This is a genomic window from Pseudoxanthomonas fibrivorans (genome assembly GCF_041464125.1).
Lineage (GTDB): Bacteria > Pseudomonadota > Gammaproteobacteria > Xanthomonadales > Xanthomonadaceae > Pseudoxanthomonas.
In genome coordinates this window covers 2,791,337-2,810,031 of sequence record NZ_JBGNUG010000001.1, presented here as the reverse complement: position 1 = coordinate 2,810,031, position 18,695 = coordinate 2,791,337, and the positions used below count along the sequence as shown (strand labels likewise).

Genomic DNA, 18,695 nt, shown 5'->3' with positions numbered 1-18,695 from the left:
TACTGGCGTGATCCCTCCCCCACGCCAGACCGGAGCCCGGCGCAAGCCGGGCTCTTTTTATGCGCGTCGTCCGTGCACCGGAACGCAGGCGCGTGGTCGCGCTCGAACGCGAGTGACGGGCAAGGCAGGCCCACGCCATCGCAGGCGCTGCGGAATCTCGAAGGAACTCCCGCCCGACGCGGGGCGATGCCTCAACGGAACAGGGTGTCCGGATACTCGGGCTTCTGCTCGCGCGACAGCAGCTGGCGCAGGCCGTCGACCGGGGTGATGTCCCCGTGCAGCACCGCCTGCACGCCGGCCGAAATCGGCAGCTCGACGCCGTGGCGACCGGCCAGGCGCATGACCTCGTCGGCCGTCTGCACCGACTCCACCACCTGGCCGATCTGGCGGATCGCCTCGTCCATCGCCTGGCCGCGACCCAGGGCCAGGCCCAGGCGGCGGTTGCGGGACAGGTCGCCGGTGCAGGTCAGCACCAGGTCGCCGAGGCCCGCCAGGCCCATCAGGGTCTCCGGACGCGCGCCGATCGCCGCGGCCAGCCGCAGCATCTCGTTGAGGCCGCGGGTGATCAGGCCGGCGCGGGCATTCAGGCCCAGCTCCATGCCGTCGGCCACGCCGGTCGCGACCGCCAGTACGTTCTTCATCGCGCCGCCCAGCTCGGCGCCGACCATGTCGTTGCCGGTATAGGCGCGGAAGGCCGGGCCGTGCAGTGCGTCGGCCACGACCTGGGCGAATTCGGCGTCGGCGCCGTGCACGGTCACCGCGGTGGGCAGGCCGAGCGCGACTTCCTTGGCGAACGACGGGCCGGTGACCACCGCCAGCGGCACGTCCGGGCCGAGCACGTCCTCGGCGACCTCATGCAGGAAGCGGCCCGAGCCGGGCTCGAAGCCCTTGGTCGCCCAGGCCACGCCGGCACCGGCCGGCAGCAGCGGCCGCAGCGCATGCAGGGTTTCGGTGAAGGCGTGCGAGGGCACCACGACCAGCACCCAGGCGGCGCCGCGGACGGCATCGGCCAGGTCGGTGGTGGCACGCAGCGCGGCCGGCAGTTCGATGCCCGGCAGGTAACGGGTGTTCTGGTGGTCGCGGTCGATCGCCGCGACCATCGCCGGATCCCGCCCCCACAACGTGGTGGCCAGGCCGTTCCGCGCGGCCAGGGTGGCCAGCGCGGTGCCCCAGGAACCGGCTCCGAGGACCGCGAGGGCGTCGGGCACGACAGCAGCCGCGGTCATCGGCCGGACTTCGGGACTCAGGCGTTGCCGGCCGGTTCGGCCGAGGCCAGGTCGGCGCCCGGGCCCTGCGACTGGCGCTGGCGCAGGGTCTCGGCGTACAGCGCGTCGAAGTTGATCGGCTGCAGCAGGAACGGCGGGAAGCCGCCGGCCTGGATCAGGTCACCGACGATCTGGCGCACGTACGGGAACAGGATGTTCGGGCACTGGGTGCCGAGCAGCACGTCGATCGCCTGCGGCTGCAGGCCGACCAGGCCGAACACGCCGGCCTGCTCCACTTCGGCCACGTAGGCGGTCTTGTCGCCGACCTTGCAGGTCAGGGTCACGGTCAGCACGACCTCGAACAGCGCCTCGTTCAGGCGCTGCACGCGCTGGTTGAGGTTGAGCTGCAGGTCCGGCTGGCCCTGTTCGCTGAAGATGCCCGGAGCGCCGGGAGCTTCGAAGGAAACGTCCTTGACGTAGATCTTCTCGACGCTGAAGGCCGGGCCGGCGGCGGCATCCTGCTGGACGGGGGCGGCGCCGTTGGTGGTTTCGTCGGACATTTCACAAACTCCAGAATGCGTAGGTAGCGATCAGCGTGATCGGAATGAACGCCGGATTATGGCATGCCGGCCCGGGCGTGGCCGGGCGGCGGGGTCAGGCGCGGCCCTTGACCAGGGGCAGGCCGGCCGCATCCCAGGCCGCGGTGCCGCCATCGAGCACGTAGACCTGCTCGAAGCCGGCCTTCTTGAGCTTCTTGGCCGCGGCGTCGGAGGCCATGCCGTTGCGGCACACCAGCACCACCGGCGACTGCTTCGCCCCCGCGAGCAGCTTGCCCTGCGGGTCGAACTGGCTGGGGATCACGTTGCGGCTGCCGGGGATGTGGCCTTTTTCGAAGTCGGCGATCGCCGACAGGTCCACCACCAGCGTGCCGCCCTGGTTGACCAGTGCGGTCAGTCCGGCCGGCTTGAGCGCCTTGTAGCCGCGGAACAGGCGCGCGACCTCGGTGTAGAGAATGGCCACGGTGAGGCCCGCCAGCGCCAGCGACAGCATCGGGTTGCGGCCGAAGAAGGCCATCAGGGTCTCGAAATTCACGGCGGCTCGCGGTCTTGGAACGGAACGGGCGGCGATTGTCGCACAGCCCCGCCGGCGCGACCCTGCGCTACTTTCCTTCCCAGAAGTCCGGCAGGCCGGCCATCTGCCACCAGCGCTTGGCCTTCGGATCCCAGCGCCACCGCTCCTGGTAGCGGAGCATGCGTTCGGCCTGGGTGTGGCGGTTGATCACGCCGATCTCGACCGGCCGCACGACGGTGCCGTCTTCCAGCTCGCCGTTGCTGCCTTCCCGGTAGCTGGACACCTGCAACTGGCGGTAGCGCTCCAGCTCCAGGTCGGTCAGCGGCTGGGCGGCGCGCACGTCCGGGTCGACCATCTGCCACGCCGCCTCGTAGTCGCTCCAGCGCATCGCCGAGGAGTACACCGTCTGCGCCTGCTCGAGCTTGCGGGAGCTGCCGGCGGCGGCGGCCGGGGACGCCAGCGCCAGCCCGAAGGCCAGGGACAGCAGGAGGCTCGTGGTGGCGCGCATGCGACGATTCCCGGATGGATGCGCCGCATCCTAGCAGCCGCCCCGGGGGAGGGTTCAGCCGGCCGCCAGCGCGACGAAGCGCCCGCTGAACACGGTCGCCTCCTCGCCCCCGGGCAGCCGCACGCAGGCCGCGATCCGGCAGCGCGCGCGGCCGCGCTGGCGGAAGGTGGCGACGAAGGTGTCCCAGTCCCCCTCCTCCAGCCAGGCCTCGGCGCGCAGGTCCGCGTGCAGCGGCGCCAGGTAACGCACCTGGCTGTCGGCCACGTAGACGTCGGCCTTCAACCCGGCCTGGGCGAGGCGCCGCGTCGCCAGTGCCCACCCGGCCAGCGTCATCAGCGACACCAGGCTGCCGCCGAAGGCCGAACCCTTGTCGTTGACGTTCGGCGCCAGCGGTGCCGACAGGCACAGGCGCCCGTCGCGTTCGTCGTCGACGTCGACCTGCATCGCCCGCACCTGTGGAATCGAACGCAGGTGGACGCGCAACGCATCGAGGGAATCGGACGGGCTCATCGTGCCTCTGCCGCTGGCGGGGCCCGCATAATGCCGCAATGCCCGCGTCGCGTCCGCCCGCCTGGTACCTCGTGTCGTTGCGCGCCCAGGGCGAGCATGCGGCGATGCGGCGCGCCGCCGCGCGCCACGGTGGCGGCCTGCTGCCGCTGTCGCCGTGGCGCCTGCAGCCGCGCCATGACGAGGCCAGCCGGGGCCGGCTGGAGGTCGCGCTGCGCGCGCCGGTGCTGGTCTTCACCAGCCCCGCCGCGGTGCGTGCCGCCGCCGCGCTCGTCCCGCTGGCCGCGCAGCCGGGCCGGCACTGGCTGGCGGTCGGCGCCGGCACCGCCGCAGCGCTGCGCCGTGCCGGCATCGCCGACGCCCGCGCGCCGTCGCGCATGGACAGCGAAGGCCTGCTCGCGCTGCCGGCGCTCGCCGCGGCCACCCGCGTCGGCCTCGTGACCGCACCCGAAGGTCGCGGCCTGCTCGCCGCCGCGCTGGCCGCGCGCGGTACCGAGGTGGTGCGTGCCGACGTCTACGACCGCGTGCCGGTGCCGTTGTCCGGGAGCGCCGTGGCCCGCCTCGCCGCGCTGGACGCGCCAGCCTGCCTCGCGCTCAGCAGCGAGCAGGCGCTGCGGCTCGTGCTGGGGCAGTTGCCGCCGGACGCGGCCCGCGCCCTGCGCAGCGCGACCGCGGTCGCGGCCAGCGAACGCCTGGCGGCGATCGCCAGCGACCTGGGCTGGCAGCGGGTCGTGTCGGCCGGAAGCCCGCGTCCGGCCGCGCTGGCCGGCGCGGCCGCCAGCGCGCTCGGCCCGGGCTGAACCGCGCGCGCTTGCAGCGCCACCGGCGCCAAGCGATCCTTTCACGCAGGGCTTCCGGCGCGACGCGCGTCACGGTCGACGCTGCGGCAGGGGCCCTTGGACAAGGACGCTCCCGTGAACGAGGTTTCTCCCGCTGCCCCCCGCCGCGTCCCCTGGCGCGTGCTCGTCCCGGCGCTGCTGGTGCTGGCGTCGGGAGCGGCCGCGTGGTACGGCTGGCAGTCGTGGCAGCAGCGCCAGGATCAGGCACGCCTGCGCGCGCAGGAGGACGCCCGCCAGATCGACGCACTCGGCCAGCGCATCGACACGCTGCGCGGCGACCTGCGTGCGCAGGGCCGCCTGCTCCAGGACGCCGCCGCTTCCAGCCGCGTGCTGCGCGACGAAGTGCTCGGCCTGGGCCAGCGCAACGCCCTGCTCGAGGAAGCGGTGGCGCGGCTGGATGCGAACAGCCGGCAAGGCCACCAGGCGCTGCGCCTGGACGAGGCCGAGCTCGCACTGGTGGCGGGCGCGCAGCGCCTGCAGCTGGCCGCGGACATCGATGGCGCACGCCGCGCCTACGGCCTGGCGGCGGGCATGCTCGACGGCCTCGACGACCCTTCGCTGATCAACCTGCGCCAGACCCTGGCGGCCGAGCGCGCGGCGCTCGACGCCCTGGGTGCCGGTCCGCGGGCGACATTGGCCGGCCGGCTGCGCGAACTGGACGCCCGGTTGGCCAGGCTGCCGCGGGAGCTTCCGGCCGACGCGGGTGCCGGTCGCCGGCCGTGGTGGCAGCGCCTGCTCTCGCCCCTGCTGGAAATCCGCCCGGCCAACGGCCAGGCGCTGGTCGGCGACGCGCAGCGGCGCGAAGGCGAGGATGCCCTGCAGCTCGAAGTGACGCTTGCGCGCGCGGCGCTGGAGCGTGGCGACGTCGACGCGTTCCGCACGGCGCTGAACCGCGCCGCGCGCTGGACGACGCGGTTGTGGCCCGATTCACCGGCGCTGCGTGAAGTTGTGGCCGGGTTCGAATCCATGCGCGAGGCTCCGCTGCAGCCGCAGTCGCCGTTGCTCGGCAGCACCCTGCAGCAGCTGCGTGCCCTGCGCGACGGGAGGGACATGCCATGAACATGAAGCCTTACCAGTGGCTGGTGGTCCTGCTGGCGGTGGCCGTGGTCGGGGTGCTCGGGGCGCAATGGCTCGCGCAGCACACCACCTCCGACCTCGGCCAGGTCATCGTGCGCAGCGGCGGCTACGACTACAGCACCACGCTGCCACGCGCCGCGCTCCTGCTGCTGCTGGCATGGCTGCTGCTGGCCGCGCTGTGGTCCCTGCTGCGCCTGCCGTTCCGGATCTGGGGCCGCTATCGCAAGCGCCAGGGCCGTGCGCGGCTCCTGGAGGGCCTGCGCGCCTACCAGGGCGGCCACTGGTCCCGCGCCGATCGCCTGCTGGCCGCGGCCGGGGACGACCGGGAGGCCGGTGCGATCGCACTGGCCGCCTCGGTGCGTGCGGCCGATGCCCGCGGCGACGAACCCGCCGCGCAGGCCCGCCTGGCGGCACTGGCCGCTCGCGATCCGGCGGCGCACGCCATGCTCGCGGCCGAGCGCCTGCTCGAACGCGGGCTTCCGGTGGATGCGATCAACGCGCTCGACGTGGCTGCCGCGCAGCCACTGCCGCCGCGCGGGCTGCTGCTGCGCGTGCGAGCGCTCAAGGCCATCGGCCGCGCCGGCGAGGCCTACGGCCTGCTCGGCGCACTGCGCCAGCAGGGCGTGCTCCCCGAGACCGACCTGGCCCGCCTGGAAATGGAACTGGCGGCGCAGTCGCTGCACGAGGCCAGCGACGCGAACCTGCTGGCCGAACGCTGGGAAGCGATGCCCAAGCCGCTGCGCACCGAGCCGTCGGTGGTGGCCGCGTACGCCGAGCGCGCCGCCGGGCTGCGCTGGGACGAAGCGGCACTGCGCCACCTCGAGCAGGCGCTCGATGCGCGCTGGGACGAGTCACTCGCCGACCTCTACGGACGCCTGCCGATCGGCCACGTCGATTCGCGCCGCGCCAGCGCACAGCGCTGGCTGCAGGCGCACCCGGCCAGCCCGGCCCTGCTGGTCGCACTGGCCCGGCTGTCCCGCAAGCAGGGCCAGTGGCTGCAGGCGCAGGACTTCCTGCATCGCGCGCTGGCGCAGGGCGCCGGCGCGGACGCCTGGGAGGAAATGGGTGCCGGCTTCGCGGCTGCGGGCGAGGAGGGCCTGGCCCGCCGCGCCTACGCCAATGCGCTGCATGCGGCGCGCGGCGAGGCGGCCGAGGAGCTGCCCGGCCGCGACCTGCGCGAGCGGATCTACGACCTGGCCGTCAGCGAGGATCGCGACGCCCACGGCATCCCGCGTCTCAAGGACTGACACACACCGGGCGCGCAGATGCCCCCGTCGCGCGTGCAGCGGCTGCCACGGCGTCCACCGCCGGACGTGTCACCGGGTCCCCGGCTCGCCCGCGCCGGAGGCGTCGCTTCCGGCCTCCACCGCCAACGTCCTGCGCGCGTCGCCCTCGGCGACCAGCGCGAGCTGCTGCGCGATCTCGGCCTGCAACTGGCCGCGCACGGCCTCGTCGTCCAGTCCCTGTGCCGGCAGCTGCAAGCCCAGCAGCCGGGTGCGCGCGGCGTCGAAGCGCGAGGTGCGGCGTTCCCACTCGGCGCGGATCAGCTGGCAGTAGAGCCAAGGTTCGTCGCGGGCGTCAGGCGCGGCATCGTCCGGGCACGCCGCGGCGAAGGCCGCACCCGCGGCTTCGACGTAGCGCGGATACTGCTCCGGGGACGCCTGCCAGGTCGCGCGCAGCAGCGTGCCCGCCCGCTCCGCGAGCGGGACGCCGAGTGCCTCCTGCAGGCGTGCGGCCAGCCAGTAGCTGGTCTCGACGTCGCGCAGCCGCCGGTATTCCGGGCCCTGGACGAACGACTCCAGCACCTCGATCTCCGCCGGGGTGAAACCGTCGCGGTAAATCACGAAGCCATTGCCCGGGCACTTGGCCAGCGGCCACGGCGACATGATCGGTCCGTGCAGCTGGCCGTCGAGGTAGTGGCCGAAGGCGGTGCCCGAGCCGGCCATCTCCTGGCGGAAATGCTCGCCGCCGACCGGGCAGACATGGTCCACTTCCATCACCGTCGACGCCTGCGCCGGCCCGGCCAGCATGCCGGCCAGCAACGCGGCCCGGACCCGCATCCCCCTCTCCCTGTTCCCGCCCATGCCGCGTCCCCTCCGCGTGGTGTCGCCCGACGATAGCAGCGCGCGGCGCGAAACGACGAAGGGCGGCCGAAGCCGCCCTTCCGCTCCACCCGCCACGCTCAGCGTTCGACGATCGCGACCACGCCCATGCCGCCGGCGGTGCAGATCGAGACCAGCGCGCGGCCGCCGCCGCGTTCCTTGAGCTGCTTGGCCGCGGTCGCCACCACCCGCGCACCGGTGGCGGCGAACGGATGGCCGGTGGCCAGCGAGGAGCCGACCGGGTTGATCTTCTCCGGGTCGATCCGGCCCAGCGGCGCATCCAGGCCCAGCCGGTTGCGGCAGTAGTCCTCGCTCTCCCACGCGCGCAGCGTGCACAGCACCTGCGCGGCGAACGCCTCGTGGATCTCGTAGAGGTCGAAGTCCTGCAGCGTGAGGCCATGGCGGCGGAGCATCTCCGGCACCGCGACGGTCGGGGCCATCAGCAGGCCTTCGCCATGGACGAAATCCACGGCCGCGACCTGCGCGTCGCGCAGGTACGCCAGCGGCTCGTGCCCGTGGCTGCGCGCCCATTCTTCCGACGCCAGCAGCACCGCGGCGGCGCCGTCGGTCAGCGGGGTGGAATTGGCCGCGGTCAGCGTGCCACGGCCGGAGACCTTGTCGAACGCCGGCTTCAACGTGGCCAGCTTTTCCAGCGAGGTGTCCGCGCGCAGGATGTTGTCGCGCTCCACGCCGCGGAACGGCGCGACCAGGTCGGCGAAGAAGCCGCGCTCGTACGCGGCGGCCAGCTTGCGGTGCGAGGACACCGCCCACTCGTCCTGCGAGTCGCGGGAAATGCTCCACTGCTTGGCCATGTCCTCGCAGTGGTCGCCCATGCTCTTGCCGGTGCGCGGCTCGGCCACGCCGGGGAACTCGGGCTTGAGCTCGGACAGCTTGAATCCCTTGAACGCGGCGATCTTGTCCTTGGTCGTCTTGGCGCGGTTGGCGGCCAGCAGGCGCGCGCGCAGCTTCTTGCCGTAGACGATCGGCACGTCGGACGTGGTGTCCGAACCCCCGCCGATGCCCGACTCGATCTGGCCCACGGCGATCTTGTTGGCGACGGTGATGATCGAATCCAGGCTGGTGCCGCAGGCGCGCTGCAGGGTGATGCCCGGGGTCAGCGGCGACAGGCCGGACGACAGCGCCGCCTCGCGGCCCAGGTTCCAGTCCGAGGAGTGCTTGATCACCGCGCCCATCGCCACTTCGCCCAGCTGCTGGCCGTGCAGGCCGAAGCGCTCGACCAGGGCGCCGAGGGTCCGGACCGACATGCCGAGGTTGCCGACGTCCGAATAGGCGGTGTTCTGGCGGCAGAACGGGATGCGGACGCCGCCGAGGATGGCGACGGGGCGGACAGCTGGCATGCGGTGACCTCGGGCGGATTCCGTTCGTGGGGACGGCCTGCATACGCGGCCGAATGCATAATGCGGCAGTGTAGCCCCGACCCGTCAGGCGGCCAATGAGCCAGACCCACCCCGGCATGAATGGAATTCCCCCACGCGCGGCGCGCACGCGTGGCGTCGCAACGCGGAGGCCCGCGCATGGCTGAGGCGGTTTTCAGGGGGGTGTTCGCGCTGGAACTGGCCGGCGGCGAGGCGCCGGGCAAGGCCGCATTGCCGCCCGGCCCGGCCGGCGAGCTGGCGATGCGGGTCGGGCGCGACCTGTCCCGGCTGGCCGAGGGCGTGCCCGGCCTGGACCTGGTCCTGGCCGCCGCCCATTTCGATCCGGCCGAAGTGCTGCGCCCCGGTTGGCCGCTGCACCAGCGCCTGCAGGAGCTGCATGCGCGCGCCCCCGGGCGTGACCAGGGGCCGCGCGTGCTCGCCTTCGGTGCCGACGCGGCCGGCGAGGTGCCGCTGCCGTTCCAGGCCGATCCGGCGCTGGCCGGCGGCGGCCTGCGCGTGCTGCCGTTCCTGCTCGCCGGCGACGCGGCCGCGCTCGCCGCGACGGCCGAGGCGCTGGAAGACAAGCTGCTGGCGCTCGGCATGGCGCAGCCGGAGACCGCGCTGGCCGCGCAGGACGGCTTCGCCGCGCGGATCGAGCATGCCCGCTACTTCAGCGCCCACGACCTGGCCGCGATGATGGCGATGCAGTACGAGAACCAGGGCCTGGCGCCGCTGTGGAACCTGGTCGAGGCCGCGCTGCTGGCACCGGCGTCGGTCGAATGGCTGGACCAGGGCGCCGAGCCGCTGTTGCGGGTGGAAGGCGGCGAGGCGCGGATGGCGCTGTTCGACCCGGCCGGCTGGTGCGTCCACTACCACCACGGCCAGGGCGACTGCGACCGCCTGCAGCGGGTGTACGAGCATTTCCTCGCCCGCCAGCGGCAGCTGTCCGCGGTGCTGGAAGCGCACGGGATCCCGGTGCTATTCGTGCACTGCGACGGCAAGGCCGACGCGCGCGCGCTGCTGGCCGGGTCCTGAGCCGGTTCCGGCCCGCCGCTCGCCGGCCGGAACCCCTCGACGACCTCAGCGGGTGACCTTGATCACCCCGCAGGCCACGCGCGCACCGGCATTGCCGGTGGGCTGGGTGTGGTAGTCATCGGCCGCGGCGTGGACGATCACCGCGCGGTTGGCGATGTCGTTGGCCGCGCCGCCGCCGAGGGTGACGCCGCGCAGGTGCACGTTGACCTTCGCCACGCCGCTGGCATCGGCGACGATGTTGTCCATGTCGCCGGCATGGTGGGTCGCCGTGCCGGCGCGGCCGTGGGCGCTGCCGGCCGGGTTGAAGTGCGCCCCGGCGCTGGTGGCGTCGACCGCGCTGCAATCGCCCTTCTCGTGCACGTGGAAGCCCGACGGCGTGTTCGGCGGCAGCCCGCCGACGTCGCCGCTGATGTGCACGCCATCGCCCATCGGCGCCAGCGTCAGCTTGCCACTCACCCGGCTGCCGGATGCCGACGCCAGCACCGCCACCGCCTGCTGGGCGGTGCTGGTGGCGGGTGCAGGCGCTGCCGGGGCCGGGGCCCTGGGCGTGCTGCTGCAGGCGGCGAGGACGACGAGCGAGCCGGCCAGGGCCAGCGGGGCGGGTGCGATGCGCATGGGGCGGTCTCCAGGAAGGTCCAGGCCTCAGGATAAGTCGCGCCGCGGTTCAGGCCGCATGAACGCGCGCCGCGTCCCCGCGATCGCTGCAGCGCCTGGCTCAGCGCCGCTTGCGTCCAGGCCCGAGCTTGCGCGTCATCGTGTTGCGCCCCACGCCCAGCAGCGCCGCCGCCTCCACGCGACGGCCGCCGGTGTGCTTCAGGGCTGCATGGAGCAGCGCCTGGTCGAAGCGTTCGCGTGCCTCCGCATGCAGTTCGCGCGCGCCCGCCTGCAGGCAGGCCAGCGCCCACAGGCCCAGCTGGCGGTCCCATTCGGCCGGCGCCGAAGGCGCGGATGCAGGCACCACGCCCGGCGCAGGCGCCTGCACGTCGCCCAGGTCGTCCACCGTGATCGTCTCGCCGGGCGCGAGCGCGGCCAGCCGCCAGCACAGGTTCTGCAGTTCGCGCACGTTGCCCGGCCAGTCCATCGCCTGCAGCGCGGCCAGTGCCGCCGGCTCGAAGCGCTTGGCGCCTGCGCCGAGCTTGCGCGCGGCGCGGTGCAGGAAGGTGTCGGCCAGCAGCGGGATGTCGCTGCGCCGCTCGCGCAGGGCGGGAATCTGCAGCCGGACCACGTTGAGCCGGTGCAGCAGGTCGGCGCGGAAACGCCCCTGCTGGACCAGCGCCTCCAGGTCCTGGTGGGTGGCCGCGATCACGCGCACGTCGACGCGGATCAGCTCGCGGCCGCCGACGCGGAAGAACTCGCCCTCGGCGAGCACACGCAGCAGGCGGGTCTGCAGCGAAGCCGGCATGTCGCCGATCTCGTCCAGGAACAGGGTGCCGCCGTCGGCCTGCTCGAAGCGGCCGACGTGGCGGCGCTGGGCGCCGGTGAAGGCGCCGGCCTCGTGACCGAACAGCTCGCTCTCCAGCAGTTCAGCGGGAATGGCCGCAGTGTTGAGCGCGACGAACGGCCCGCCGGAGCGCGGCGACTCGCGGTGCAGCGCGCTGGCGACCAGCTCCTTGCCGGTACCGGTCTCGCCGGTGATCAGGACCGACAGCGGTGCCTGCGCCAGCCGCCCGATCGCGCGGAACAGCGCGCGCATCGCCGGGGTGTCGCCGATCAGCTCCTGCGCCGTCGCGGCGCCGTCCACGACCGGCGCGGGCTCCGGCTCGGGCGGGTGCGCGGCGGCGGTGGGCAGCGCGCGCGCGGCCAGTGCGACCGCGTCGTCCAGGTCGAACGGCTTGGACAGGAACTCGTGCGCGCCGCCGCGGAAGGCGCTGGCGGTGCTGGCCACGTCGGTATAGGCCGACATCACGATCACCGGCAGTTGCGGGTGCGCGGCCTTGAGCCGGTCCAGCAGCACCAGCCCGTCCTCGCCGGGCATGCGCACGTCGGTGAACAGCAGGTCCGGCGCGCCACGCACGCGCAGCGCGGCCAGCGCGCTGGCCGCGTTCTCGAAACCGTCGACCTCGTAGCCGGCGTCGCGCAACGCGGTGGCCAGCACGAAGCGCACCGAGCGGTCGTCATCGACCACCCAGACCCGGCGGTTGTCGGCGCTCGTCATGCGGGGGTGCCTCCTTCGGCGTCGTTCTGCGGCAGCAGCAGGGTGAACACGGTGTGCCCCGGACGGGAGCGGAAGGTCAGCGAACCGCGGTGCTCGCGCGCGACCTGGTGGGCGAGCGCCAGGCCCAGGCCGGTGCCTTCGGCGCGGCCGCTGACCAGCGGCAGGAACAGGTGTTCGGCCAGTTCGTCCGGCACGCCGCGGCCGTCGTCGACGATCTCCACGCGCAGCGCGCGCGCATGCAGGTGCTCGCGGATGTGCAGGCCGCTCTCGACCCGGGTGCGCAGGATGATCATCGAGGCGCCGGCCTGCAGCGCGTTGCGCACCAGGTTCCACACCGCCTGGGTCAGGCGGTCGGCGTCCCCGGAAAATTCGGGAATGCTGGGGTCGTAGTCGCGCTGCACGCGCATGGTCCAGCCGCCCTCGGCCTCGGCCAGGCGCAGCACGCGCTCGAGCACGGCGTGGATGTTCAGCGGTGCGTGGGGGCGTTGCGGCGCCGGCGACAGCAGCTGGTCGACCAGCTGGCTGAGGCGGTCGATCTCCGCGCCGATCAGTTCGACCAGTTCGGCCTCGCCGCCCTCGTCCGGCCGCTGGCTGGTGCGGCGGGCCAGCAGCTGGGCCGCGCCTTTCAGCCCGGCCAGCGGGTTGCGCAGTTCATGGGCCAGGCCCTTGAGCGCGGCCTGCAGCGCCCCCGGCAGGGCCTGGGCGGGATCCGGGGCCGGGAACGCATCGACCGGGTGGGCTTCCAGCAGCCAGCCATCGGCGGTGCGGGTCACCCAGCCGTCGGCGAACCTCGGCGCCTCGCCGGGCATGCCCAGGGCGATGCGGTGCAGGCGCAGGACCTCGCGCTCGTCCTGGTCCAGGAACCGCGCCAGGGCGTCGCCTTCCAGTTCCAGCGCGGCCAGCGGCTGGCCCAGCAGGCGCCGTACCCCGACACCCAGCCAGCGCGGGAACGCCGGGTTCATGCCGGTGATGCGGGCCTGGCGGTCAGCCCACGCCACGGGGGTGCCCAGCTGCTCCAGGATCGGATCGAGTGTCGGGACGGGCGTGGCCATGCTCATTGCACCAATTTAGTGCAAAGCGGGCCGGGGCGCGATCCGCGACGGGATCCGCCCTCAGCGCAGCCGGCGGGCCTGCAGGACCAGCGAGTGGAGGATGCGGTGGTCGTCCGCGTCGAGCGCGTCGGCCTCGTCGCCACGGAAGTGGCGGCGGTAGGCACGGACGGTGGCCGCGCGGTCGTCCAGCGGGTAGCCGATCGCCTGCAACGCGAGCCAGGGATCGAAGCCGGGTGGCGGCTCACCGTCGGCGGGGTCGGGCCACAGGCCATAGCCGGCCGCGGCGAGGTCGCGCCACGGGAACCGCGGCCCCGGGTCGCGCTTGCGCGTCGGCGCCATGTCGGCGTGGGCGATGACCGCATGGCGCGGGATGCGCAGCCGGGTGCAGAGGTCGTCGAGCAGGCGCAGCAGCGTGGCGACCTGCGCGGGCGGAAAGGGTTCAGCGCCATCGTTGTCCAGCTCGATGCCGATGGACGCGGAGTTCAGGTCGTCGATCGTGCCCCAGCTGCCACCGCCCGCATGCCAGGCGCGGCGCGAATCCTCGACCAGCTGGTACAGGCGGCCGTCCGAACCGACCAGGTAGTGCGCGCTCACCGGACCGCCGCTGTTGCGCGTGCTCAGCGTGTGCAGGCTCTGCGCCGCCGACTCCTGCTCGGTCGCGTGGATCACGATCACGATCGCGCGCCGCGCGTCGTGGTTCGGCGAGGGTTCCCACTGCGCGAGCGGATTGCGGACCGGCGCCGGCGCGCCCGCGCCCGGCCGCCAACCGCGCGCGCCGCGGGTGGTGGTTCGGCGTGGGTTCCCACGGCGCGAGCGGTTTGCGGCCCGGCGCCTGCGCGCAGGCGCACAGCAGCAGGGCGGGGAACAGCAGGCACAGCCAGCGGACGACCATGGCCCATTGCAGCGTGGGCCGGCGGCGAAGGCAAGCGCCGGCCGCGGCTCGGGGATGCGCCGGCATGGACGGGACGGGGCCGCGGAGAGGCGGGAGACACGGGGATCACCTTGGCGATGGCGGGAGCGCGACGCCCCCCGGCCGTGCGCATCGCCGGTCGCGGCCGGACGCAGCCGGCCGCACCGGAGGAGGAACGCCGTCCCGCGGCATTGCGCCGCGGGACGGATGCATCCGGATCAGGACTCGTACGCGGACTCGCCGTGCGAGGTGATGTCCAGGCCGATGCGCTCGGACTCCTCGTTCACGCGCAGGCCGAACACCAGCCTGGCGATCGAATAGCCGATCACCGAGACCACGCCGATCCAGAGCACGGTCAGGCCCACGCCCAGCGCCTGGGTCACGACCTGCCCGCCGATCGAGTAGCCGTCGGCCACGGCCTTGACGCCGCCGAGCGAATCGGCCGAGAACACGCCGGTCAGGATCGCGCCGACGATGCCGCCCACCGCGTGCACGCCGAACACGTCCAGGCTGTCATCGGCGCCGAGCAGCTTCTTCAGGCCGGTGACGCCCCACACGCAGATCACGCCGGCGGCGAAGCCAATGGCCACCGCGCCGAACGGACCGACGGTGCCGGCGGCCGGGGTGATGCCGACCAGGCCGGCGACCATGCCCGAGGCCGCGCCCAGCGCCGAGGACTTGCCCTTGACCACCTTCTCCGTCAGCGCCCAGCCCAGCACCGCCGCGGCGGTGGCGACCAGGGTGTTGATGAAGGCCAGCGCCGCGCCGGCGTTGGCTTCCAGGTTGGAACCGGCGTTGAAGCCGAACCAGCCCACCCACAGCAGCGACGCGCCGACGAAGGTCAGGGTCACGTTGTGCGGCTTCATGGCGACCTGGCCGTAGCCCAGGCGCTTGCCGACGAAGTACGAGCCCACCAGGCCGGCCACGCCGGCATTGATGTGCACGACCGTGCCGCCGGCGAAGTCCAGCGCGCCCTTCTCGAACAGGTAGCCGCCGGCGGCCCACACCATGTGCGCGATCGGCAGGTAGCCCAGGGTGAACCAGATCACCACGAACAGCAGCACCGCGGCGAACTTCACCCGTTCGGCGAACGCACCGACGATCAGCGCGCCGGTGATGCCCGCGAAGGTCAGCTGGAAGGCGATGAACACGTACTCGGGCAGGCTCACGCCCGCGGTGAAGGTCGCGGCCAGCGTCTCGACGGTCACGCCCTTGAGGAACAGCTTGTCGAGGTTGCCGACCCACGCGCCGTCGCCGGAGAACGCCAGGCTGTAGCCGTAGACGATCCACAGCACCGACAGCAGCGAGAACACGACCGCGACCTGCACCAGCACCGACAGCACGTTCTTCGAGCGGACCATGCCGCCGTAGAACAGGGCCAGGCCGGGCACCACCATCAGCAGCACCAGCAGCGTGGAGGTCAGCATCCACGCGACATCGCCCTTGTCGACGGTGGGCGCGGGTTCGGCGGCGGCGGTTTCGGCGACCGCTTCGCCGGCGACGTTCTCGGCGGCGGCCGCTGCGGCGACGGCAGCCGCCTCGGTGGGCGCGACCGCGACCGCGGCGGCGTCGGCGGGCGCTTCGGTGGCCGGCGGTGCGGCGGTTTCCTGCGCGAACGCCGGACCGGCGAACGCGGTGACCGCCAGGGCGCTGACCAGCATGGTCAGGCAGACGGCATAGAACCGGGTCTTCCACCCGGACAGCAGACGGATCTTCATGGGCTGTACTCCGGGTGGGGTTAGAGCGCGTCCGCGCCGATTTCGCCGGTGCGGATGCGGATGACCTGCTCGACGGCGGTCACGAAGATCTTGCCGTCGCCGATCTTGCCGGTGCCGGCCGACTGCTGGATCGCTTCCAGCACCGCGTCCAGGCGCTCGTCGGTCACAACGGTCTCGATCTTGATCTTGGGCAGGAAATCGACGACGTACTCGGCCCCGCGGTACAGCTCGGTGTGGCCCTTCTGGCGGCCGAAGCCTTTCACTTCGGTCACGGTGATTCCCGACACGCCCGCCTGGGCGAGGGCTTCGCGCACCTCGTCGAGCTTGAACGGCCGGATGATTGCGGTGATCAGTTTCATGTTCGCATCCCGATGGTGGAGGGTCCGGCCACGCGGGCCGGCGTTCGGAACCCCGGGGAGCGGCCGGGTCCAGCGGACCCGGCGTCCCGGTCGACATGGCCGCTCCATGACGGCGGCGGCGCACCGATTCGCAGGCTGCACCCGACTTCTTGGGGGAGGTCGTGCAGGCCCGTGAATCTCTCTCTTGCTTCCCCTGTGCTGCGTGCCGCTTCTCTCTCCTCAGGCGCCCGGCATCGCCGGGCGCGTCACGTGGGCGCGGGGTTCCCCAACCCCGCGCGCCGCTTCCAACTCAGTTGCCGTAGTACAGCTGGTATTCCAGCGGGTGCGTGGCGGCGCGGAACTTGGTGACTTCCTGCATCTTCAGCGCGATGTAGCCGTCGATGAAGTCGTCGCTCATCACGCCGCCGGCCTTCAGGAACTCGCGGTCGGCGTCCAGCGCCTCGAGCGCCTGGTCCAGGCTCGAGCACACCTGCGGGATCAGCTTCTCTTCCTCCGGCGGCAGGTCGTACAGGTCCTTGTCCGACGGAGCGCCCGGGTCGATCTGGTTCTTGATGCCGTCCAGGCCGGCCATCATCAGCGCGGTGAAGGTCAGGTAGCCGGACTGCAGCGGGTCGGGGAAGCGGATCTCGATGCGGCGCGCCTTCGGGTTGGACACCCACGGGATGCGGCACGAGGCCGAGCGGTTGCGCGCCGAGTAGGCCAGCATCACCGGCGCCTCAAAGCCCGGCACCAGGCGCTTGTAGCTGTTGGTGCCCGAGTTGGTGAACGCGTTGATCGCCTTGGCGTGCTTGAAGATGCCGCCGATGTACCAGAGCGCCAGCTGCGAAAGGCCGCCGTAGCCGTCGCCGGTGAACAGGTTCTTGCCGTCCTTGCCCAGCGACTGGTGCACGTGCATGCCGCTGCCGTTGTCGCCGACGATCGGCTTGGGCATGAAGGTGACGGTCTTGCCGTTGCGGTGGGCGACGTTCTTGATGATGTACTTCATGGTCAGCAGCTCGTCGGCCTTCTTGACGAGCGTGTTGAACTTGGTGCCGATCTCGCACTGGCCGGCGGTCGCCACCTCGTGGTGGTGGACTTCGACCTCGATGCCCGACTCCTCGAGCGTCTTGCACATCTCGGCGCGCAGGTCGTGCAGCGAATCGTGCGGGGCGACCGGGAAGTAGCCGCCCTTCACGCCCGGGCGGTAGCCGGTGTTGCCGCCTTCGTACTTGGTGCCCGAGTTCCACGCCGCTTCTTCCGAGTCGATCTTGAAGAAGGTGTGGCCCATGTCGTTGGCGAAGCGCACGGCGTCGAAGATGAAGAACTCCGGCTCCGGGCCGAAGAACGCCACGTCGGCGATGCCCAGCGACTTGAGGTAGGACTCGGCGCGCTTGGCGATGCCGCGCGGGCAGCGCGAGTAGCCCTGCATCGTCGCCGGGTCGAGCACGTCGCAGGTCAGGATCAGGGTCGGGTCGGCGGTGAACGGGTCGAGCACCGCGGTGTCGGCGTCCGGCAGCAGGACCATGTCCGACTCGTTGATGCCCTTCCAGCCGGCGATCGAGGAGCCGTCGAACATCTTGCCGTCCTCGAACAGCGAGGGCTCGACGATGCTCACCGGGAAGGTGACATGCTGCTGCATGCCGCGCATGTCGACGAACCGCAGGTCGACGAACTCGACCTTGTTGTCCTTGATCAGCTTCTCAACGTTTTCCACGGACATCGCTTGCAACCTCGGGGTTGATGGGTACCCCTGCCGTAGCAGGCCGCGTGCCAAGTCACGCACGTTCACAAGGCATTGATTTGATTGAACGCCGGACCCGGCGCGGTGCAATAGCACCAATACGGTGCATCATTCTGGTGCGCGCGCAGAACCAAATTGGTGCATTCGGGCAGTGCGGCGCGGTGGCTTATCCTGTGCAGCCCGCTCCGGTGCCGCCTGCCCACGTGTCCGACCTGCTCGCCGCCCTGCTGCTCGGCATCCTCGAGGGCCTGACCGAATTCCTGCCGATCTCCAGCACCGGCCACCTGCTGATCGCCCAGCACTGGCTGGGCCCGCGCTCGGACTTCTTCAACATCGTGATCCAGGCCGGCGCGATCCTCGCCGTGACCCTGGCCTTCCGCCGGCGCCTGTGGGAACTGGCGACGGGGCTGGGCGAGCCGGCCAACCGCGACTACGTCGCCAAGCTCGGGGTCGCCTTCCTGGTCACCGTGCTGGTCGGGCTGCCGCTGCGGCTGGCCGGCTGGAAGCTGCCCGAAACGGTGACCCCGGTGGCCTGGGCGCTGGTCATCGGCGGCATCTGGATGCTGGTGGCCGAGCACTACGCCGGCAAGCGCGGCGACGTGGCCGCGGTCACCTGGAAGGTCGCCGTGCTGGTCGGCCTGGCGCAGGTGGTGGCCGGCATCTTCCCCGGCACCTCGCGCTCGGCCGCGGCGATCTTCGTCGCCATGCTCGCCGGCACCAGCCGCCGCGCCTCGGCGACCGAGTTCGTGTTCCTGGTCGGCATCCCGACCATGTTCGCCGCCAGCGGTTTCGCCTTCCTCGAACTGGCGATGGACGGCGACCTCGCCGGCGAGGACTGGGGCTCGGTCGCGGTCGCGTTCGCCGCGGCCGCCCTGACCGGCTTCGTCGTCGTGCGTTGGCTGATGGGCTACATCAAGGCGCACCGCTTCACCGGCTTCGCGGTCTACCGGATCGTGCTGGGCGCCCTGCTGCTGGCGCTGATGCCGGGCGGGGCCTGACCGGCGTCTTCACGCCCGCCGAACCCCGGCGGGCGCATCCAGCCGTTGTATCGACACCCCGCC

General features: G+C 72.5%; 18 protein-coding genes and 1 pseudogene. 5 read left to right on the top strand and 14 right to left on the bottom strand.

The annotated features are described in order from the left end of the window. Positions 1 to 191 precede the first annotated feature (191 nt). The 5 genes from ACA089_RS12920 to ACA089_RS12900 all read right to left on the bottom strand — a co-directional run bounded on the left by ACA089_RS12920 (position 192) and on the right by ACA089_RS12900 (position 3,294). Positions 192 to 1,226, bottom strand: coding sequence for an NAD(P)H-dependent glycerol-3-phosphate dehydrogenase (locus ACA089_RS12920; RefSeq protein WP_372017385.1), 1,035 nt, complete (start codon positions 1,224 to 1,226; stop codon positions 192 to 194). Positions 1,227 to 1,243: 17 nt separating this feature from the next. Continuing rightward, positions 1,244 to 1,765, bottom strand: a complete 522-nt coding sequence (secB, locus tag ACA089_RS12915) for a protein-export chaperone SecB (RefSeq protein ID WP_372017383.1) — start codon at positions 1,763 to 1,765, stop codon at positions 1,244 to 1,246. 94 nt (positions 1,766 to 1,859) lie between these two features. Continuing rightward, positions 1,860 to 2,297: a rhodanese-like domain-containing protein gene (locus tag ACA089_RS12910; RefSeq protein WP_372017381.1), complete on the bottom strand. Its 438-nt coding sequence runs from the start codon at positions 2,295 to 2,297 to the stop codon at positions 1,860 to 1,862. A 67-nt stretch (positions 2,298 to 2,364) separates the two neighbouring features. Continuing rightward, positions 2,365 to 2,784, bottom strand: a complete 420-nt coding sequence (locus ACA089_RS12905) for a hypothetical protein (RefSeq protein WP_372017379.1) — start codon at positions 2,782 to 2,784, stop codon at positions 2,365 to 2,367. A gap of 54 nt (positions 2,785 to 2,838) precedes the next feature. Continuing rightward, on the bottom strand, positions 2,839 to 3,294 hold the full coding sequence (locus ACA089_RS12900) for a YiiD C-terminal domain-containing protein (protein WP_372017377.1): 456 nt from the start codon (positions 3,292 to 3,294) through the stop codon (positions 2,839 to 2,841). 38 nt (positions 3,295 to 3,332) lie between these two features. Between ACA089_RS12900 and ACA089_RS12895 the strand changes: the two genes are divergently transcribed. The 3 genes from ACA089_RS12895 to ACA089_RS12885 all read left to right on the top strand — a co-directional run bounded on the left by ACA089_RS12895 (position 3,333) and on the right by ACA089_RS12885 (position 6,454). Next, positions 3,333 to 4,091 (top strand): uroporphyrinogen-III synthase, encoded by a 759-nt coding sequence (locus ACA089_RS12895; RefSeq protein WP_372017375.1) that lies wholly within the window; start codon positions 3,333 to 3,335, stop codon positions 4,089 to 4,091. Between the two features lie 114 nt (positions 4,092 to 4,205). After that, positions 4,206 to 5,189: a uroporphyrinogen-III C-methyltransferase gene (locus ACA089_RS12890; protein WP_372017374.1), complete on the top strand. Its 984-nt coding sequence runs from the start codon at positions 4,206 to 4,208 to the stop codon at positions 5,187 to 5,189. Positions 5,190 to 5,191: 2 nt separating this feature from the next. After that, positions 5,192 to 6,454 carry a heme biosynthesis protein HemY gene (locus ACA089_RS12885; RefSeq protein ID WP_372017782.1) on the top strand — a complete coding sequence of 421 codons (1,263 nt, stop codon included), beginning with the start codon at positions 5,192 to 5,194 and terminating at the stop codon, positions 6,452 to 6,454. Positions 6,455 to 6,523: 69 nt separating this feature from the next. On the opposite strand, the gene ACA089_RS12880 is transcribed toward ACA089_RS12885, so the two are convergent. Both ACA089_RS12880 and ACA089_RS12875 read right to left on the bottom strand, forming a co-directional pair. Beyond that, positions 6,524 to 7,267, bottom strand: coding sequence for a hypothetical protein (locus ACA089_RS12880; protein ID WP_372017372.1), 744 nt, complete (start codon positions 7,265 to 7,267; stop codon positions 6,524 to 6,526). 122 nt (positions 7,268 to 7,389) lie between these two features. Continuing rightward, entirely contained in the window at positions 7,390 to 8,667 is a 1,278-nt protein-coding gene (locus ACA089_RS12875; protein ID WP_372017370.1) for an acetyl-CoA C-acetyltransferase, read from the bottom strand. A 177-nt stretch (positions 8,668 to 8,844) separates the two neighbouring features. Between ACA089_RS12875 and ACA089_RS12870 the strand changes: the two genes are divergently transcribed. Continuing rightward, entirely contained in the window at positions 8,845 to 9,720 is an 876-nt protein-coding gene (locus tag ACA089_RS12870; protein WP_372017368.1) for a hypothetical protein, read from the top strand. Positions 9,721 to 9,765: 45 nt separating this feature from the next. Here ACA089_RS12870 and ACA089_RS12865 read toward each other — a convergent pair whose 3' ends face one another. The 7 genes and pseudogenes from ACA089_RS12865 to glnA form a co-directional block, all read right to left on the bottom strand. After that, a complete protein-coding gene (locus tag ACA089_RS12865; RefSeq protein WP_372017366.1) occupies positions 9,766 to 10,335 on the bottom strand; it encodes a superoxide dismutase family protein in 570 nt (189 codons plus the stop codon). Positions 10,336 to 10,435: 100 nt separating this feature from the next. Next, positions 10,436 to 11,875: a nitrogen regulation protein NR(I) gene (ntrC, locus tag ACA089_RS12860; protein ID WP_372017364.1), complete on the bottom strand. Its 1,440-nt coding sequence runs from the start codon at positions 11,873 to 11,875 to the stop codon at positions 10,436 to 10,438. Next, positions 11,872 to 12,927, bottom strand: coding sequence for a two-component system sensor histidine kinase NtrB (locus tag ACA089_RS12855; protein ID WP_372017362.1), 1,056 nt, complete (start codon positions 12,925 to 12,927; stop codon positions 11,872 to 11,874). Before ACA089_RS12855 ends, ntrC begins: the two co-directional genes overlap by 4 nt. Before the next feature lie 60 nt (positions 12,928 to 12,987). Further along, positions 12,988 to 13,680 (bottom strand): annotated as a pseudogene (locus tag ACA089_RS12850) (N-acetylmuramoyl-L-alanine amidase); the annotation flags it as partial. 375 nt (positions 13,681 to 14,055) lie between these two features. Then, on the bottom strand, positions 14,056 to 15,555 hold the full coding sequence (locus tag ACA089_RS12845; RefSeq protein ID WP_372017360.1) for an ammonium transporter: 1,500 nt from the start codon (positions 15,553 to 15,555) through the stop codon (positions 14,056 to 14,058). A gap of 20 nt (positions 15,556 to 15,575) precedes the next feature. Continuing rightward, positions 15,576 to 15,914, bottom strand: a complete 339-nt coding sequence (locus tag ACA089_RS12840; RefSeq protein WP_162375855.1) for a P-II family nitrogen regulator — start codon at positions 15,912 to 15,914, stop codon at positions 15,576 to 15,578. A 289-nt stretch (positions 15,915 to 16,203) separates the two neighbouring features. After that, positions 16,204 to 17,613, bottom strand: a complete 1,410-nt coding sequence (glnA, locus tag ACA089_RS12835) for a type I glutamate--ammonia ligase (RefSeq protein ID WP_372017358.1) — start codon at positions 17,611 to 17,613, stop codon at positions 16,204 to 16,206. Positions 17,614 to 17,837: 224 nt separating this feature from the next. On the opposite strand from glnA, the gene ACA089_RS12830 reads away from it, so the two are divergent. Further along, positions 17,838 to 18,632, top strand: a complete 795-nt coding sequence (locus ACA089_RS12830; protein ID WP_372017356.1) for an undecaprenyl-diphosphate phosphatase — start codon at positions 17,838 to 17,840, stop codon at positions 18,630 to 18,632. Positions 18,633 to 18,695: the final 63 nt, after the last annotated feature.

What these genes read in the sequence shown, in the direction of transcription:
- ACA089_RS12880 (WP_372017372.1), bottom strand. Translation starts at nt 7,267, where the DNA reads ATGCGGGTCCGGGCCGCGTTGCTGGCCGGCATGCTGGCCGGGCCGGCG.
- ACA089_RS12875 (WP_372017370.1), bottom strand. Translation starts at nt 8,667, where the DNA reads ATGCCAGCTGTCCGCCCCGTCGCCATCCTCGGCGGCGTCCGCATCCCG.
- ACA089_RS12855 (WP_372017362.1), bottom strand. Translation starts at nt 12,927, where the DNA reads ATGGCCACGCCCGTCCCGACACTCGATCCGATCCTGGAGCAGCTGGGC.
- ACA089_RS12865 (WP_372017366.1), bottom strand. Translation starts at nt 10,335, where the DNA reads ATGCGCATCGCACCCGCCCCGCTGGCCCTGGCCGGCTCGCTCGTCGTC.
- ACA089_RS12895 (WP_372017375.1), top strand. Translation starts at nt 3,333, where the DNA reads ATGCCCGCGTCGCGTCCGCCCGCCTGGTACCTCGTGTCGTTGCGCGCC.
- ACA089_RS12905 (WP_372017379.1), bottom strand. Translation starts at nt 2,784, where the DNA reads ATGCGCGCCACCACGAGCCTCCTGCTGTCCCTGGCCTTCGGGCTGGCG.
- ACA089_RS12870 (WP_372017368.1), top strand. Translation starts at nt 8,845, where the DNA reads ATGGCTGAGGCGGTTTTCAGGGGGGTGTTCGCGCTGGAACTGGCCGGC.
- ntrC (WP_372017364.1), bottom strand. Translation starts at nt 11,875, where the DNA reads ATGACGAGCGCCGACAACCGCCGGGTCTGGGTGGTCGATGACGACCGC.
- ACA089_RS12900 (WP_372017377.1), bottom strand. Translation starts at nt 3,294, where the DNA reads ATGAGCCCGTCCGATTCCCTCGATGCGTTGCGCGTCCACCTGCGTTCG.
- ACA089_RS12920 (WP_372017385.1), bottom strand. Translation starts at nt 1,226, where the DNA reads ATGACCGCGGCTGCTGTCGTGCCCGACGCCCTCGCGGTCCTCGGAGCC.
- ACA089_RS12885 (WP_372017782.1), top strand. Translation starts at nt 5,192, where the DNA reads ATGAAGCCTTACCAGTGGCTGGTGGTCCTGCTGGCGGTGGCCGTGGTC.
- ACA089_RS12840 (WP_162375855.1), bottom strand. Translation starts at nt 15,914, where the DNA reads ATGAAACTGATCACCGCAATCATCCGGCCGTTCAAGCTCGACGAGGTG.
- ACA089_RS12845 (WP_372017360.1), bottom strand. Translation starts at nt 15,555, where the DNA reads ATGAAGATCCGTCTGCTGTCCGGGTGGAAGACCCGGTTCTATGCCGTC.
- secB (WP_372017383.1), bottom strand. Translation starts at nt 1,765, where the DNA reads ATGTCCGACGAAACCACCAACGGCGCCGCCCCCGTCCAGCAGGATGCC.
- glnA (WP_372017358.1), bottom strand. Translation starts at nt 17,613, where the DNA reads ATGTCCGTGGAAAACGTTGAGAAGCTGATCAAGGACAACAAGGTCGAG.